This is a genomic window from Rahnella ecdela (genome assembly GCF_019049625.1).
GTDB classification, from domain to species: Bacteria; Pseudomonadota; Gammaproteobacteria; order Enterobacterales; family Enterobacteriaceae; genus Rahnella; species Rahnella ecdela.
In genome coordinates this window covers 66,889-84,803 of the sequence record NZ_JAFMOY010000110.1, presented here as the reverse complement: position 1 = coordinate 84,803, position 17,915 = coordinate 66,889, and the positions used below count along the sequence as shown (strand labels likewise).

Annotated in this window: 11 protein-coding genes and 1 pseudogene; 9 read left to right on the top strand and 3 right to left on the bottom strand. The window is 53.5% G+C overall.

All coding sequences use genetic code 11. The annotated features are described in order from the left end of the window. Window positions 1-331, bottom strand: a 331-nt coding sequence (locus J1784_RS04465) for a contractile injection system protein, VgrG/Pvc8 family (protein ID WP_274387307.1), incomplete at its 3' end; no start/stop codon positions are given. A 275-nt stretch (window positions 332-606) separates the two neighbouring features. Next, window positions 607-2,178, bottom strand: a complete 1,572-nt coding sequence (gene garD / locus J1784_RS04460) for a galactarate dehydratase (RefSeq protein WP_217148188.1) — start codon at window positions 2,176-2,178, stop codon at window positions 607-609. A 564-nt stretch (window positions 2,179-2,742) separates the two neighbouring features. Here garD and J1784_RS04455 point away from each other — a divergent pair. The 5 genes and pseudogenes from J1784_RS04455 to J1784_RS04435 all read left to right on the top strand — a co-directional run bounded on the left by J1784_RS04455 (window position 2,743) and on the right by J1784_RS04435 (window position 8,528). After that, the gene (locus J1784_RS04455; protein ID WP_217148187.1) at window positions 2,743-4,089 is read left to right on the top strand and encodes an MFS transporter; all 1,347 of its coding nucleotides are present in this window, start codon (window positions 2,743-2,745) and stop codon (window positions 4,087-4,089) included. A gap of 62 nt (window positions 4,090-4,151) precedes the next feature. Further along, on the top strand, window positions 4,152-4,922 hold the full coding sequence (gene garL, locus J1784_RS04450) for a 2-dehydro-3-deoxyglucarate aldolase (RefSeq protein ID WP_217148186.1): 771 nt from the start codon (window positions 4,152-4,154) through the stop codon (window positions 4,920-4,922). A 34-nt stretch (window positions 4,923-4,956) separates the two neighbouring features. Beyond that, window positions 4,957-5,844: pseudogene (garR, locus tag J1784_RS04445) on the top strand (2-hydroxy-3-oxopropionate reductase); the annotation flags it as partial. A gap of 120 nt (window positions 5,845-5,964) precedes the next feature. After that, entirely contained in the window at window positions 5,965-7,104 is a 1,140-nt protein-coding gene (locus J1784_RS04440; protein WP_217148184.1) for a glycerate kinase, read from the top strand. A gap of 116 nt (window positions 7,105-7,220) precedes the next feature. After that, window positions 7,221-8,528: an amino acid deaminase gene (locus J1784_RS04435; protein WP_217148183.1), complete on the top strand. Its 1,308-nt coding sequence runs from the start codon at window positions 7,221-7,223 to the stop codon at window positions 8,526-8,528. Between the two features lie 65 nt (window positions 8,529-8,593). Here the strand turns inward: J1784_RS04435 and barA are convergent, their stop codons facing one another. Then, window positions 8,594-11,344, bottom strand: a complete 2,751-nt coding sequence (barA, locus tag J1784_RS04430) for a two-component sensor histidine kinase BarA (protein ID WP_217148182.1) — start codon at window positions 11,342-11,344, stop codon at window positions 8,594-8,596. 64 nt (window positions 11,345-11,408) lie between these two features. On the opposite strand from barA, the gene rlmD reads away from it, so the two are divergent. The 4 genes from rlmD to pyrG all read left to right on the top strand — a co-directional run bounded on the left by rlmD (window position 11,409) and on the right by pyrG (window position 17,895). Then, entirely contained in the window at window positions 11,409-12,779 is a 1,371-nt protein-coding gene (gene rlmD / locus J1784_RS04425; protein ID WP_217148181.1) for a 23S rRNA (uracil(1939)-C(5))-methyltransferase RlmD, read from the top strand. Window positions 12,780-12,788: 9 nt separating this feature from the next. Further along, window positions 12,789-15,026, top strand: a complete 2,238-nt coding sequence (gene relA, locus J1784_RS04420) for a GTP diphosphokinase (RefSeq protein ID WP_120509098.1) — start codon at window positions 12,789-12,791, stop codon at window positions 15,024-15,026. Between the two features lie 79 nt (window positions 15,027-15,105). Further along, window positions 15,106-15,909 carry a nucleoside triphosphate pyrophosphohydrolase gene (mazG, locus tag J1784_RS04415; protein ID WP_217148180.1) on the top strand — a complete coding sequence of 268 codons (804 nt, stop codon included), beginning with the start codon at window positions 15,106-15,108 and terminating at the stop codon, window positions 15,907-15,909. Window positions 15,910-16,257: 348 nt separating this feature from the next. Continuing rightward, entirely contained in the window at window positions 16,258-17,895 is a 1,638-nt protein-coding gene (gene pyrG / locus J1784_RS04410; protein ID WP_120134238.1) for a glutamine hydrolyzing CTP synthase, read from the top strand. Window positions 17,896-17,915: the final 20 nt, after the last annotated feature.

Sequence of the window (17,915 nt, the reverse complement as noted above, 5' to 3'; positions counted from 1 at the left end):
AACTGCGGCAGTTGCGGCGCTGTGCGCTGCGCCAGAGGTTGGGACGGATGGTCAGGCGATACAGTGTCTGATGTTTACCGGTATCGCCCTGTTCGCAAAAGGTCACGATACCGCGCACCCGTCGTTTAATTTCTTCGCCCTGCCAGATAGTCAGCGTCGCGAGTTCATCGAGCACTTTTTCGAAGCCGATAGCCGGGTCACTGCTGGCCAGCGTGACGTCCAGCGTAAAGAGTTCGGAGTAAGCCTGTGAGAGCTGAAAGCTCACGACAGCAAAGGCGTCTTTAGCCACGCTGCCAGCGGTGAAGGTAAAGCGGGTTCCATTAGTCGCCATAAAGAGTCGCCATAAAGTTATTCCGTCAACTGTCGTGGAGTCATTTATCAGAAAGTGATTTTATTGACGATATATAGGCTGAATAAATACAATAAAATCAATATGATAAATAAAATGTGTGAGAAGGGTAGACCTGGTGATTGGAATAAACTGAGAGGGGAGTCACAAAGAATTCAGAATTAAGCCAGAGTGAAATATCCGCATATTACGCGCAAAAAAATGCCCACTGTGGTTTGCACAATGGGCAATTCTTCTCACAAGGAATGACCGGAAACTCAGGTCACCGGCGCCGGGTTAAACACCGCCAGCGCATTGTGGATGCCCCAGGTGTCTGACCAGGTTTTCTTGCGGCCGCTGGCGATATCAAGAATAAAGTGGAACAGCTCCCACCCTACATCTTCGATAGTTGCATCCCCTGTTGCAATGGTCCCGGCGTTGATGTCCATCAGGTCGTGCCAGCGGTTGGCAAGTGTGGTACGCGTCGCCATTTTAATTACTGGGACTGCCAGCAGCCCGTATGGCGTACCGCGACCGGTGGTAAATACCTGCACGGTAATGCCGGAAGCTAGCTGTTGTGTGCCGCAGACAAAATCACTGGCTGGCGTTGCGGCGTAAATCAGCCCTTTTTTAGTCGGACGCTGACCCGGCGACAACACTTCTGAAATCGCGCTGGTGCCGGATTTTGCGATAGAACCCAAGGCTTTCTCGACCACGTTGGCCAGCCCGCCTTTCTTGTTGCCCGGAGAAGGGTTGGCGCTGCGGTCAGTCTGGCCCAACGACAGATAATCATCGTACCAGGCCATTTCTTCCAGCAGACGTTTACCCACTTCAACATCCGCAGCACGTGGTGTCAGTAAGTGGATGGCGTCACGCACTTCAGTCACTTCAGAGAACATCACGGTTGCGCCGCAGCGCACCAGCAGGTCGGATGCATAACCGACGGCAGGGTTAGCGGTCACACCGGAAAACGCATCGCTGCCGCCACACTGGGTACCGACAACCAGATCAGATGCCGGGCAGGTTTCGCGCTGACGACGGTTCAGGCGTTCCAGATGGAATTGTGCGACGGTCAGGATATCGTCCACCATCGACTGGAAGCCGACATGCTGTTCATCCTGCAAACGCACAATGTGAGTATCGTCGAGCGAAATAGCCTGCACGTCCGGCGTGCCTTCCAGTAAGCGTTCCGGCTGCAACTTCTCGCAACCTAAACCGACAACCATGACTTCGCCGCCAAAGTTCGGGTTCAGTGCCAGATTGTGGATCGTGCGGATGGGCACCACCGCCGCAGGCGCGTTAATCGCCACGCCGCAGCCGTACAAATGGTTCAGCGCAACAACGCCATCGACGTTAGGGAATTTCGGTAGTAAATCACGCTCAATGATTTTGACTACATAATCCACCACGCCCGCCACGCAGTGTACGCTGGTGGTAATCCCAAGAAGATTTTTGGTGCCTACGCTGCCGTCCGCATTGCGGTAGCCTTCGAAGGTATAGCCTTCCAGCGGCGGCAAGGCTGGCGGAACGCGCGTGGCCAGCGGCAGGCTGTTCAGCTCCGGTGCGACGGGCAATTCCACCAGGGATTCATCAATCCAGCCACCCTGTGCAATATTGCGCACGGCATAACCGATGACTTCACCATAACGAATAATGTCGCCACCTTTGGCAATGGGATCTAAAGCGACTTTATGGCCTTGCGGAATATGCTCAATTAATTCCAGACCATTAGAAAATCTGGTGCCGGCTTTTAAACCGTTATCGTTGACAATAATGGCAACGTTGTCGCTTTCATGAACCTTAATGAAAAGCGCTTCGGTTGCATGTTCTTTATCTTTATTACGTGACATAACTGTCTCCGCGTTTATTAAACATCCCGGAACAAAACTTTCCGGTTAATTCTCTGAAGTTGACGCTTAACGACGTTTCTCAAAAACATGCTCTGTTAATACAGGGTATGACGCTCATTATAAGGTAGTCTTCCACGAACCTCATTGTGCAACTGACCAGCTTTTTACCGCTTTAACATCATTCTGTGGGGCAGGTGACAGAATAAATGTGACGAATATCACCCTTTGATTTGAGCGGTTATCAGCGTGGGATAATCTGTGATTCTCCTCCCACAACGATGTGTGGATGCAAAAGAATAGTCACAATTATCTGCTATATTCTTGGGCGAATGCACAGTGTTATTTCGGGGCCTCTTTTTTATACTGTATTAGCCCTCTGAAGGTGACGTTTAAAGTAATACAGGTAAATTTCGTACAAAGATTAATAAAGGGTTAATTCACCGGCTCGTATAAATACTTATTACAAAGAAACGATACGATAAATAATGCAGAGGAATGGCGGGCGTTATTTAAGCAGGGGTGAGTTTCCTGAATGAATTTTTCAATATTACAACGAAGGTCACCATGAACATTCAATCACAGTCACGGACAATCGCGCAGAGTAAGGTACGGACACATATTCGTTACTATATTCTGCTGATTATCTTTTTAATCACGGCGGTGAACTATGCCGACCGTGCAACGCTTTCCATTGCAGGAACCGAAGTCGCGCGCGAGCTGGGCCTTGATGCTGCGGATATGGGACAAATCTTTGCCGCTTTCGGCTGGGCGTATCTGATTATGCAGCTACCGGGCGGATGGCTGCTGGACAAGTTCGGTTCGAAGAAAGTTTATACCTACAGCCTGTTTTTCTGGTCGCTGTTCACTTTATTACAGGGCTTCGTTGGCTGGTTCCCGCTGGCGTACGGCGCGCTGACGCTGTTTATCCTGCGCTTCATGCTGGGCTTCTCCGAAGCGCCTTCTTTCCCGGCGAACGCCCGCATTGTGGCGGCCTGGTTCCCGACCACGGAACGCGGCACCGCCTCGGCGATTTTTAACTCTGCACAATATTTCTCACTGGCGTTGTTCTCGCCATTGCTCGGCTGGCTGACTTACGCCTGGGGCTGGGAACATGTCTTCATCGTTATGGGTGTCATTGGTTTTGTGCTGACGCTGGTGTGGATCAAATTTATTCATAATCCGCCTGAGCATCCGAATATTTCCAAAAGTGAGCTGGAGTTTCTGAAAGATGGCGGCGCGGTAGTAGATATCGACCATAAGAAAACTGACACCGCAAATAGTGGCCCGAAATGGAGCTACGTCCGCCAGATGCTGAGCAGCCGCATGATGCTTGGGATCTTCTTCGGGCAGTATTTCATCAACAGTATTACGTGGTTCTTCCTGACCTGGTTCCCGATTTATCTGGTGCAGGAAAAGGGCATGTCTATTCTTAAAGTGGGGATGATTGCCGCTATTCCGGCTCTGTGCGGATTTGCCGGTGGTGTGCTGGGGGGCGTGTTCTCCGATTTCCTGATCAGACGCGGTTTCTCGCTGACCGTGGCGCGTAAAGTGCCTATCGTACTGGGCATGTTGTTAGCCACCAGCATCATTTTGTGTAACTACACCGACAACAACGTACTGGTCGTCACCCTGATGGCGTTGGCGTTCTTCGGCAAAGGCTTCGGTGCGCTGGGCTGGCCGGTGATTGCCGATACCGCGCCGAAAGAAGTCATTGGCCTGTGCGGCGGCATCTTCAACGTCTTCGGAAACGTAGCCTCTATCGTGACCCCGCTGGTGATCGGCTACATGGTGAAAGGCCTGCACTCTTTTAATATGGCATTAATTTTTGTGGGCTGTTCAGCACTGATGGCGATGCTTTGCTATCTGCTGGTGGTCGGCGATATCAAACGTCTGGAACTTAAAAAACAGTAAATTTTGATGCGGGCACTCCGGGCTTTCCGGTTCTGCCCCTTTGATGAGGTCAGATATCAGATATGAGTAATCAAATGATTCCAAACCGCTTTCGCCAGGACCTGCTGCAAGGAAAAACGCTGATTGGTTGCTGGTCAGCCCTGTGCAGCCCGATTACCACCGAAGTACTCGGCGTTGCGGGTTTTGACTGGCTGCTGCTCGATGGCGAACACGCGCCAAATGATGTGACCACATTTGTGCCGCAACTGATGGCGCTGAAAGGTAGCCGCAGTGCGCCGGTGGTGCGTCCGCAATTTAATGATCCGGTGGTGATTAAGCGTCTGCTGGATATCGGTTTCTATAACTTCCTGATCCCGTTTGTGGAAACACAGGAACAGGCTGAGCTGGCCGTGGCATCGACGCGTTATCCGCCTGCGGGCATCCGTGGCGTGTCTGTTTCTCATCGCAGCAACATGTTCGGCACCGTGCCGGACTACTTCGCCAGCATCAACGACAACATCGCGGTGATGGTGCAAATCGAAAGCCAGCAGGGCGTTGATAACCTGGACGCTATTGCCGCCACAGACGGCATCGACGGCATTTTCGTCGGGCCGAGCGACCTGGCCGCTGGCATGGGGCATCTCGGCAACGCCGGCCACCCTGACGTGCAGGCCGCCATCCGCCACATCTTTGCGCGTGCCAAAGCGCACGGCAAACCGAGCGGCATTCTGGCACCGGTCGAAGCGGACGCCCGTCGCTATCTGGAATGGGGCGCGACTTTTGTGGCCGTCGGCAGTGATTTAGGCATTTTCCGTGCAGGTACGCAGGCGCTGTGCGATCGCTTCACCAAGTGATCCGCTCTCATAACATCAAAAAACAGAGGATACCGGAATGAAAATTGGCTTTATTGGTTTAGGCATCATGGGCAAGCCTATGAGCAAAAACCTGCTGAAAGCAGGATATGAGCTGGTGGTGATGGATCGCAATCTCGATACCGTCGGTGAAATCGTCAAACTGGGCGCGACGGCGGCGGATACCCCAAAAGCTGTGGCGGCGGTTTCTGACGTCATTATCACCATGCTGCCAAACTCGCCACAGGTGAAAGAAGTGGCGCTGGGCGAAAACGGTCTGATTGAAGGCGCACGTCCGGGCACTATTTTTATCGACATGAGTTCAATTGCACCGCTCGCCAGCCGTGAAATCAGCGAAGCGCTGGCTGCTAAACAAATCGCGATGCTCGATGCACCGGTCTCCGGCGGCGAACCAAAAGCTATCGATGGCACGATGTCCGTGATGGTCGGTGGCGACAAAGCAGTGTTCGATAAATGCTTTGAGATCATGAAAGCGATGGCCGGTTCTGTGGTACATACCGGTGACATCGGCGCAGGTAACGTGACCAAACTGGCGAATCAGGTGATTGTGGCGCTGAACATTGCAGCAATGTCCGAAGCGCTGGTGCTGGCAACCAAAGCAGGCGTAGATCCTGAGTTAGTTTTCCAGGCAATTCGTGGCGGTCTGGCTGGCAGCACCGTGCTGGAAGCGAAAGCGCCGATGGTGATGGATCGCAACTTCAAGCCGGGCTTCCGTATTGATTTACACATCAAAGACTTAGCTAACGCACTGGACACCTCGCACGGCGTCGGTGCTCAACTGCCTCTGACCTCGCTGGTCATGGAAATGATGCAGGCTCTGAAAGCGGATGGTCACGGGCAATCTGACCATAGCGCCATTGCACGCTATTATGAAACCTTAGCGAAGGTTGAAGTTACCCGTTAGTCTGCGGCGGCAACGTGACCCTGAGTTGATGCTCGTTTCGCGTTGCCCTTCAGGCAGGATGCAAAACTGACAGGACGCTTTTCCACATCGGCGCGTGCAGTTTATGAAGGTAATGACTTTATGAAAATAGTGATCGCACCGGATTCATACAAAGAAAGTTTGTCTGCTTTGGATGTGGCAAAAGCCATCGAAAGTGGTTTCCGTGAGATTTTCCCCGAGGCGGAGTACGTTAAACTGCCTGTTGCCGATGGCGGCGAAGGCACGGTTGAGGCGATGGTGGCCGCTACCGGAGGCCGCGTCGTTAAAGTGAACGTCACCGGACCGCTGGGGAAACCAATCGAAGCATTCTTCGGATTGTCAGGTGATGAGAAAATCGCTTTCATCGAAATGGCGGCGGCCAGCGGGCTGGAAAGCGTTCCGCCTGCGCAGCGTAATCCGCTGAAAACCACGTCGTACGGCACCGGCGAACTGATCCATTCAGCGCTCAATCATGGCGTGAAACACTGCATCATCGGCATTGGCGGCAGTGCGACCAATGACGGCGGCGCAGGCATGATGCAGGCACTCGGCGCGAAGCTGCTGACCCAAGAGGGCAAGCCGATTGGTCAGGGTGGCGGCGAGCTGGAAAAGCTGCATCACATTGATATCAGCGGCCTGGACGAAAGAATAAAAAAATGTCGCTTTGAAGTGGCGTGTGACGTCACTAATCCGCTGACCGGTAAGGACGGCGCGTCTGCCATCTTCGGTCCGCAAAAAGGCGCGACACCGGAGATGATTGAGCAGCTCGACGGCTATCTGCATCATTATGCGCAGATTATCAAAAAGGATCTGGGCATTGACGTTGAACACGTTCCCGGCGCAGGTGCGGCGGGTGGAATGGGTGCTGCACTTTACGGATTCTGCAATGCGGAACTCCGTCAGGGGATTGAGATTGTGACCGACGCGCTCGGGCTGGATGAACTGGTGAAAGACGCGACGCTGGTCATCACCGGCGAAGGGCGTATCGACAGCCAGAGTATCAACGGCAAAGTGCCGATTGGTGTGGCGCGGGTGGCAAAGCGCTATAACAAACCGGTGATTGGGATTGCAGGAAGCCTGACAAAAGATGTAGATGTGGTTTATGACCACGGGCTGGACGCCGTTTTCAGTGTGCTTTACAGCATTTGTACGCTGGATGATGCTCTGAAAAATGCCGCTGACAACCTGCGTAAATCCGCACGAAATATTGCCGCCACCATTAAGTTATCGCAAAAACTCTGACCGGCAACGGTCAGCTAAAAAACCGGCGTTCAGGCCATCCCTGCGCCGGTTTTTGTATTTTATTTCCTCTGTTTTTACGATAGGTTTTAGAAACATCCGCCACAGAGAAAACACGTATGTCAGAGATTGATTTTTCACAGCAGCCGGTAAATACCCTGACAAAGGGGCTGGGGCCGCTGAGCGCCGGTGTGTGCAAGGGCGATATCCGCGGGCAGGGCTGGAATATTCTGCGTGAAGACGTCAGCCTGCCGGTCGCGGTGCTGCTCGAAGAGAGAGTCGAACACAATCTTTCCTGGATGCGCGAATTTATTCAGCGCTATCAGCTGAAACTGGCACCGCACGGCAAGACCACTATGAGCCCTGAGCTGTATCAGATGCAGCTCGAATTTGGCGCGTGGGGCATTACGCTGGCGACTGCGCCACAGGTCAACGCGGCGTTCGCGCATGGCGTGCGCAAAGTAATTATGGCCAATCAGCTGATCGGCAAAGGCAATATGGCGATGATCGCCGGGCTGATACGTGAAGATCCGGCTTTCGATTTCACCTGCATTGTGGATTCGGCCAATAACGCCGACGCGCTCGGCCATTACTTTGCCAGCCAGCAGCTGAAACTGCGCGTGATGTTTGAATACGGTATTGCGGGCGGCAGAACCGGCATCCGCACAGACGAACAGGAAGCCGAGGTGCTGGCGGCAGTGAAACGCTGGCCGCAGTCGCTGGCATTGGTCGGCGTCGAGCTTTACGAAGGGGTCAGTAATGACGAAGCGGTGATCCGCGCTTTTCTGCGTCACGTCATGACCCGTACGAAAGCGCTGGCGCAAGCCGGAGAATTCGCCGAGCCGCAGGTGATTTTAACCGGAGCCGGTTCCGCCTGGTTCGATGTGGTGGCAGAAGAACTGACGCGCGAAGAAACGCATCTTGATGCTGAAAAACGCTATACGCTCGATATCATTTTACGCTCCGGTTGTTATGTAACGCACGACGTCGGCGCTTATCAGGCGGCGCTTGAGCGGATGCAAACCAGCAATCCGGTGGCGCGCGAAATGAACAGCAGTTTACAACCCGCGTTGCAGGTCTGGGCGGCGGTGCAGTCGTTGCCGGAGCCGGGCAGGGCGATTATCGCCTTCGGTAAACGCGATGCCGGTTATGACGCGGGATACCCGAAAGCCGCCGGACATTTTCGTCCGAGCAGCGCCACACAAGCGGGTTACACCACGGTAGTCCCCGCGCCGGAAGACTGGAAAGTGTTCGCGATGATGGATCAGCACGCGTTTATGTCGGTACCGGAAAACGCCGATCTGAAAGTGGGCGACATGCTGGTTTTCGATATCAGCCATCCGTGTCTGACTTTTGACAAATGGCGTCAGCTGCTGCTGGTTAATGAGCAGTGGGATGTGACCGGCGCGGTGACGACCTGGTTCTGATTTCTGAATTATGAATGAAAAAACGCCCGGACTGAGCCGGGCGTTTTGCTGACTGTCGCACGATGTTATCTCGGTAAATAGGCTACCGCTGCGCGCTTCACATTATCGATTTCATCGAGCAGTTCAAACCATTCGGGTTCCAGCGTTTCCACTTTCACGCCCTGACGCAGTTGCTGTTCGATGTAGAAACACAGCTGCTTCAGGCGCGGTACGCCGCTGTAACTGCAACTGCCGTGCAGCTTGTGGACAAGCGCCAGAATATCGTCGTCCGGTTCGCCACGCGTTACGGCTTCCACGCGTTCTGCCACCTGCGGCAGGAACTCCACCAGCATTTGTAGCAAGTCCTGCGCCAGCGCCACTTTGTTGGCCGACTGACTCAGTGCCAGCTGCCAGTCGAGGGTGCTGATCGGCGCCAGTTCTTCGCCTGCCTGCAGCGGTGAGTCCAGCTGCGTCTGGTGAGTCTGATGCCGTGACAGCACGTTTTTCAGCATACTTTCATCAATTGGTTTCGACAGATAATCATCCATACCCAGTTTCAGCAACTGCTCGCGTTCACCGCTCAGCGAGTGTGCCGTGACCGCCACTACCGGCGTTTTGGCATGGCGCGCCATCTGATGAATGATTTCGCTGGCGCGGATACCGTCGATATCCGGCATCTGAATATCCATCAGAATAATGTCGAGATCGGTATGCCGCGCGACTTCAATCGCTTCTTCACCGCTGTGACACAGCACAGTGGTTTCCACCAGTTCTTCCAGCAACGCGCCTATCAGTTTGAGGTTAGCCGGGTTGTCATCCACCGCCATTGCGGTCAGTGGCAGGCGTGACGTTTTGTTCTCATCGCTGTTGATCACCCGCACCGGCGTCTGCTGCTCTTTCAGTAACAGCGGCAGTAAACGGATACTCGACATTGGTTTGATCAGACAGGCTTCGACGCCGCGGCGTTTCAGTTCCTCGGCATCCACCTGGAACTGGCTCGGCAGCGCCAGCAACAGATGCTGGGTCATGCTGAAGACTCTTTGCAGTTTACTGTCGTAATCGGACAGAACCTGATCGGGCTTCACCGGAATGCTGCACAACATGATGTCGTAAGACGCGTCAGGGAGTGCTGCCAGCGTGGTGCGGTGCGTGATATCCAGCGGCGTGGCTTGCAGGATTTCCATTGTGGCTTTCGCCGCCGCCGGATTGGCCTCGACATAGGCCAGACGTTTCCCTTCAAGATGGCTCATGGACACCGGCGTGATGTGGCGGTTTTCATTCAGCTCAAGGGTGACGTGGAACCAGAAGGTTGAGCCCCGGTTAATCTGGCTGTAGAAACTGATATCGCCCCCCATTTCTTTCACCAGACGCTGAGTGATCACCAGCCCTAATCCGGTACCGCCGTGACGGCGTGAAATACTGGCATCTGCCTGACGGAATGCCTGGAACAGCTGCGATTGCTGACGCTCGGAAATCCCGATGCCGGTGTCGTGAATTTGGACTTCCAGTTCAACCTGTAAATTGTTCTGAGAACGCAGTTCTACATTGATATCAATATTGCCGGTTTCGGTGAACTTAATGGCATTTCCCAGTAAGTTAGTGACAACTTGCTGCATGCGCATCGGATCGCCCAGCACGTTTTCCGGCACATTGTTGTGCACGTTCAGCGTCAGTTCCAGCCCTTTATCGTGGGCAGTGTGCGCCAGCAAAATCACTACTTCATCGAGCATTTCACGCAGCGAGAACGGAATATGCTCCAGCACCAGTTTGCCGGCTTCCAGTTTTGAAAAATCCAGCACGTCATTAATGATGGTCAGCAGATGATTCGCCGAGCGCTCAATGGTTTGCAGATAATCGGCCTGCGTTGGCGACAACGGGGTTTTCAGCGTCTGGCGGGTAAACCCAATTACGCCGTTAAGCGGGGTACGCAACTCGTGGGACATGTTGGCCAGGAATTCAGATTTGATACGCGCCGCTTCCTGCGCGCGCTTTTTCGCCAGATCCAGCTCAACGTTCTGGATTTCCATCTGCTCCAGCGTTTCGCGAAGATCTGACGTCGCCTGATCGATGTTCTGCTGCACTTCTTCGTGATACGCCGTCAGCGACATCGCCATCGAGTTGATGCCGTTTTTCAGCATACTCAGTTCGCCCGGCATAGTGCCTTCCACACGACTGTCGAGCTGCCCGCGGCGAATACGGTCAACGGTATTAACCATATTGCGGATAGGGCCGGTGACGTCGCGCATCAGGCGGTAAGCGAACAATGTGGCGATACCCAGACAGAGCAGCAGCAACATAGTGGAAACGAATGCTTCCTGATACTGCGCCAGTTTGACCGAACGTAAATCCAGTTCAATAGCGATGTAACCTAACCTGTGATCAGGTGAAGCGCTGAAAGACTCGTCGTCGGTTTCCGTATGGTTTTCCGCCTGAATAGGCGTGCGTAAGATCAGCGCATCACCGGAACGCTCCTTGGTGATTTCACGGGGAATATCTTCAACGCGTTTCACCTGCAACGGACTGCTGTCATGCTGAGTTGTCGAGCTGGCAAACAGTTTATTGTCGCCATCAAACACGCTGATGCTGCGCACAATGTCGGAATGATTGCGGTGCAGGCGGCTGATCAGGCGCTTAACCGGTTCGCGTTCACGGAATGTCATACCATATTCGCTCGCGACCGCCAGAGGCTCGATAATACTGGCTCCGGCTTCTGTCAGCTGATTCTGCAATTCGTTGTAGCGATGGACTACAAAGAAGGTGCTGAGCAGCAAACCGATCATTAATGTCGGTGCCAGAATCAGGATCATCATCCGTGCGCGAAGGCTATATTTGGTCATGGGGTTCCAATGTGGGAGAATTAGCTCCAGCTAAGCTTAATAAACCAGCGTGTAATCGACAATAATGGCTCAATTCTACTCTCCGAACCGCCGCGTGACGACCCGGCAAACGATAACTGTGACCGCGACCGACCTTGATGCTTTCGGGCAGGGTGTGGCGCGTCACAACGGCAAAGCCGTGTTTGTCAGTGGTTTACTGCCCGGTGAACAGGCAGAAGTCACTTTAACAGAAGATAAAAGTAAGTACGCCAAAGGGCGGCTGAAACGTTTGCTGACCACCAGCGCCGATCGCGTGAAACCCGTGTGTCCGCACTATTCGGCCTGCGGCGGTTGCCAGCAACAGCACGCCAGCGAGGCGCTGCAACAGAGCAGCAAATCGGCGTCACTGCTGCGCCTGATTGTGCGGGAAACTGGAATTGCGGCAGACCCTCAGCCGGTGATTGCCGGTCCGCAATACGGCTATCGCCGTCGTGCGCGTCTGGGATTACAAATTGCAGGCGTTAAACCGGGACGTGAAACCGGAGCAGCGAACGGCCCGCTGGTGATGGGGTTTCGGCAGGAAGGTTCGAACGATCTGTTTGCCATCACAAAGTGCCCGGTTCTGCGCCCTGAACTGGAGCAACTGCTGCTGCCGGTGCAGGAATGTCTGTCCTCGCTGACGGCGGCGAAACGTCTCGGACATCTGGAACTGGTGCTGGCAGATAATGGCCCGCTACTGGTGCTGCGCCATCTTGACCCGCTAAGTGACGAGGATCGCGCGCGTCTGACGGCGTTTGCCGGGCAACATCAGATAACGATTTATCTGGCACCTGACAGCGACACGCTGGAACGTTTATGCGGCGAAACACCTTATTATCAGATTGATGGTCTGACTTTGAAATTTGGTCCGCGCGATTTTATTCAGGTGAATGATGCCGTTAACCAGCAAATGGTGGCACAGGCCTTGCAATGGCTGGAACTGACGCCCGAAGATCGCGTGCTGGACTTGTTCTGTGGAATGGGGAATTTCACCCTGCCGCTGGCAAAAAGAGCTAAGCAGGTTGTCGGCGTCGAAGGTGTTGCTACACTGGTGGCGAATGGGCAAGATAATGCCCGGAATAATGGATTAGAAAATGCGTCTTTCTTCCACGAAAATCTGGAAGATGACGTCAGTAAACAACCCTGGGCGGCGCAAGGTTTCAATAAAATTTTGCTGGATCCGGCCCGGGGCGGCGCTGCTGGCGTGATGGCGCATATTGTTAAGCTTGCCCCGGCGCGTGTGGTGTATGTCTCTTGCAACCCCACAACATTGGCGCGGGACAGTAAAATTTTGTTGGAGGCGGGCTATCGTTTAGCTCAGGTGCGTATGCTGGATATGTTCCCGCACACCGGGCACCTTGAATCGATGGCTTTGTTTATCAACCCATCTGACACAGGCGTTGTGTCAGAAATGTAGGGAGTGGGTATGGTTGCGGTAAGAAGTGCACATCTGAACACGGCTGGCGAGTTCGCGCTCGACGACTGGATCAACAGTTTAGGACTGTCCAGCCAGCAATCATGTGAGCGTTTAGCCGAAACCTGGCGCTACTGCGAGCAACAAACGCAGGGCCATCCTGACGCCTCGCTGCTGTTGTGGCGCGGCCTTGAGATGGTTGAAATCCTCTCGACCCTCAGCATGGATAACGACAGTATGCGCGCGGCGCTGCTGTTCCCGCTGGTTGATGACGGCATCATCGACGAAGACACGCTGACCCAACAATTCGGCAAGGGCATCACCGATCTGGTGCACGGCGTGCGCGATATGGACGCTATCCGCCAGCTGAAAGCCACGCAAAATGACTCTATGGCCTCCGAGCAGGTGGACAACGTCCGCCGTATGCTGCTGGCGATGGTGGAAGATTTCCGCTGCGTGGTACTGAAACTCGCCGAACGTATCGCCCACCTGCGCGAAGTGAAAGATGCGCCGGAAGAAGAACGCGTACTGGCGGCGAAAGAATGTACCAATATCTACGCGCCGCTGGCCAACCGTCTGGGTATCGGTCAGCTGAAATGGGAGCTGGAGGATTTCTGCTTCCGTTATCTGCACCCTGACGAATACAAACGCATTGCCAAACTGCTGCACGAACGTCGTATCGACCGTGAGCAGTACATCGACGACTTTGTCTCGACCGTTAAAAATGCGATGGCGGAAGAGGGCATCAAAGTTGATGTCTATGGCCGTCCGAAACATATCTACAGCATCTGGCGCAAGATGCAGAAAAAATCCCTGTCCTTTGACGAACTCTTCGACGTGCGCGCCGTGCGTATCGTGGTGGAACGTTTACAGGATTGCTACGCCGCATTAGGGATTGTGCACACTCATTTCCGCCATCTGCCGGATGAGTTCGACGATTACGTCGCTAACCCGAAACCCAACGGTTATCAGTCGATTCACACCGTGGTATTGGGGCCGCGCGGTAAAACGCTGGAAGTGCAAATCCGTACCCGACAGATGCATGAAGATGCCGAGCTGGGCGTTGCAGCGCACTGGAAATATAAAGAAGGCACGGCTGTGGTCGGTGGCCGCAGCGGTGGCTACGAAGGTCGCATTGCCTGGCTGCGTAAACTTATCGCGTGGCAGGAAGAAATGGCTGATTCGGGCGAAATGCTCGACGAGGTGCGCAGCCAGGTCTTCGACGACCGCGTGTACGTGTTTACGCCAAAAGGCGATGTTATCGATCTGCCGATGGGCTCCACGCCGCTCGATTTCGCTTACCACATTCACAGCGATGTGGGTCACCGGTGTATCGGGGCGAAAATCGGCGGGCGCATCGTGCCGTTTACCTACCAGTTGCAGATGGGCGATCAGATTGAAATCATCACCCAGAAGCATGCGAACCCAAGCCGCGACTGGCTGAACCCGAGTCTGGGCTACGTCACGACCAGCCGCGGACGTTCAAAAATCCAAAACTGGTTCCGTAAACAGGATCGCGATAAAAACATTATTGCCGGTAAACAAATCCTCGATGACGAGCTGGACAGGCTGGATATCAGCATCAAAGATGCCGAGAAACTGCTGCTGCCGCGCTATAACGTCAACTCGCTGGATGAGGTGCTGGCGGCGATTGGCAATGGCGATATCCGCATCAACCAGATGGTCAACTTCCTGCAATCGCAGCTGAAAAAGCCGAGCGCGGAAGAACTGGACAAAGAAGCGCTGCGCCAGCTGACGCAGAAAACCACGCCGCCGCCAACCCGCAGTAAGGATAATGGCCGCGTAGTGGTCGAAGGTGTCGGGAATCTGATGCACCATATTGCGCGCTGCTGTCAGCCGATTCCGGGCGACGAGATCGTCGGTTACATCACTCAGGGTCGCGGAATTTCCATCCACCGCGCCGATTGTGATCAGCTGGAAGATTTGCGCTCGAATGCACCGGAACGTGTTGTAGACGCGGTATGGGGCGAAAGCTACTCCAGCGGTTATTCGCTGGTGGTGCGCGTGGTGGCCAACGACCGCAGCGGCCTGCTGCGTGATATCACCACCATTCTGGCTAACGAAAAAGTTAACGTGCTGGGTGTGGCCAGCCGCAGTGATACACGGCAACAGCTGGCAACCATCGACATGGATATCGAAATCTACAACCCGCAGGTTCTGGGACGCGTGATTGCCAAACTGAACCAGTTGCCGGATGTGATCGAAGCCAAGCGGCTTCATGGCAGCTGATCAAACTCTTATAAGGCCCGCCTGTCGGGCCTTTTCTTTTTTTGTTTGTAACTCTTCTATTTAAAAACGGACAGTTCCTATGACCGATTCTTCTTTGCAACGCCTGCTCACTATTATGAAAACCCTGCGTGATCCGCAAGCCGGTTGCCCGTGGGATAAAGAGCAAACTTTCGAAACCATCGCCCCGTACACGCTGGAAGAAACCTACGAAGTGCTGGACGCTATCGCCCGCAAAGATTACGACGATGTGCGTGATGAGCTGGGCGATTTACTGTTTCAGGTGGTCTTCTATGCACAAATGGGCAGCGAGCAGGGGCTGTTTGAGTTTGACGATATCTGTAATGCCATTTCGGACAAATTAGAGCGCCGTCACCCGCAAATTTTTGGCAACGAAGAAGCCTGGTCGAAAGAGGCCAGCAGCAAAGATGTGCTGGTGAAATGGGAAGCGCGCAAGGCGCAGGAGCGAGCGGAGAAATCCCTGCATTCGGCTCTCGATGACATTCCTTCCGCACTGCCTGCTTTAATGAAAGCGCACAAAATCCAGAAACGCTGTTCGAATGTCGGATTCGACTGGACGACGCTCGGACCGGTGCTCGACAAAGTGTATGAAGAAATCGACGAAGTGATGTTTGAGGCACGTCAGGCGGTGATCGACGAGGAAAAACTCGGTGAGGAAATCGGTGATTTACTGTTTGCCACCGTCAATCTTTCGCGCCATTTAGGCCACAAAGCAGAAGATGCCTTGCAGGCCGCCAACCGCAAGTTTGAGCGCCGTTTCCGTCAGGTCGAAGAAATTATTCGCACAAAAGGCTTAAACATGGAAGATGCCACACTTGACCAGATGGAAGCCGCCTGGCAGCAGGTGAAAAAATCGGAAGGCTGAGTTCGCTCTCCGACTTTGATCGGAAACAAGGTCTGGCACTGCTGAAACGGTTAAGCTCAGTGTCATTCAGGCGCTAAAAAGCTGAACTGAGAGCAGTAAAGTCCAACAAATTGATATCTAAGATGTTTTAGTGGTTTATGCGAGCAACTCAGCAATTTTTTGAAGTTAACTGATTGTTTTTGAAAGAATGAGAGAAAAGGGCTGGCAGGGTTAACCCTTCTTAACTGACGGTAAGGAAAACGATGATGGGCAGCAAAACGTTTATTTGTGGCGCACACAAGGTTCCGGTATACTGTTTTCCCGTCTTGGTTACTCCAACATCTTTAAACCTAACCTCTCAGGTTCAGCATGACAACTAATTATATTTTTGTGACCGGCGGGGTCGTATCCTCTCTGGGTAAAGGCATTGCCGCAGCCTCTCTGGCGGCTATTCTCGAAGCCCGTGGCCTCAACGTGACCATCATGAAACTGGACCCGTATATCAACGTGGATCCGGGTACGATGAGCCCAACTCAACACGGTGAAGTCTTCGTTACTGAAGATGGCGCTGAGACCGATCTCGATCTGGGTCACTACGAGCGTTTCATCCGCACCAAGATGACTCGCCGCAATAACTTCACCACTGGCCGTATCTATTCCGACGTGCTGCGCAAAGAGCGCCGTGGCGATTATCTCGGCGCAACCATTCAGGTTATCCCGCACATCACCAACAACATCAAAGAACGCATCATTGAAGGCGGCGAAGGCCACGATGTCGTGCTGGTTGAAATTGGCGGTACTGTCGGTGATATCGAATCCCTGCCATTCCTGGAAGCGATTCGTCAGATGGCGGTTGAAGTGGGCCGCGAGCACACGCTGTACATGCACCTGACGCTGGTGCCTTACATGGCGGCTGCCGGAGAAGTGAAAACCAAGCCGACCCAGCACTCTGTAAAAGAACTGCTGTCTATCGGTATTCAGCCAGACGTGCTGATCTGCCGTTCAGACCGCGCAGTGCCTGCCAACGAACGTGCGAAAATTGCACTGTTCTGTAACGTGCCGGAAAAAGCGGTTATTTCTCTTAAAGATGTTGATTCCATTTATAAAATCCCAGCCCTATTGAAATCTCAGGGTCTGGACGATTATATTTGTAAACGTTTCAGCATCAACGCGCCGGAAGCCAATCTGGCCGAGTGGGAGCAGGTGGTTTACGAAGAAGCCAATCCGGGCGGTGAAGTCACCATCGGTATGGTCGGTAAGTATATTGAGCTGCCAGATGCCTATAAATCTGTGATTGAAGCGCTCAAACACGGTGGTCTGAAAAACCGTCTGACCGTGAACATTAAACTTATCGATTCTCAGGATGTCGAAACCCGTGGTGTCGAAGTGCTGAAAGGCCTGGACGCAATCCTTATCCCTGGCGGCTTCGGCTACCGTGGTGTTGAAGGAAAAGTGGCGACGGCGCGTTACGCACGTGAAAACAACATCCCTTACCTGGGCATTTGTCTGGGTATGCAGGTTGCACTGATTGAGTTCGCCCGTAACGTTGCGGGTATGGAGAACGCCAACTCCACCGAATTTGTGCCAGACTGTAAGTTCCCGGTGGTCGCACTTATCACCGAATGGCGCGATGAAGAAGGTAACGTCGAAGTACGTTCCGAAGACAGTGATTTAGGCGGTACCATGCGTGTAGGCGGGCAGCAATGCCACCTGAACGACGGTAGCCTGGTTCGTGAGATGTACGGCGAACCAACAATAGTTGAACGCCATCGTCACCGTTACGAAGTGAACAATATGCTGCTCAAACAAATCGAAGCCGCAGGTTTACGCGTAGCCGGTCGCTCTGGCGATAAGCAACTGGTGGAAATCATCGAGCTGCCTAACCATCCGTGGTTTGTGGCTTGCCAGTTCCATCCAGAATTTACGTCAACGCCGCGTGATGGTCATCCGTTGTTTGCAGGCTTTGTGAAGGCTGCCGGTGAGTATCAGAAGCGTCAGGTAAAATAAAATACCGGGGAAGAGATGCG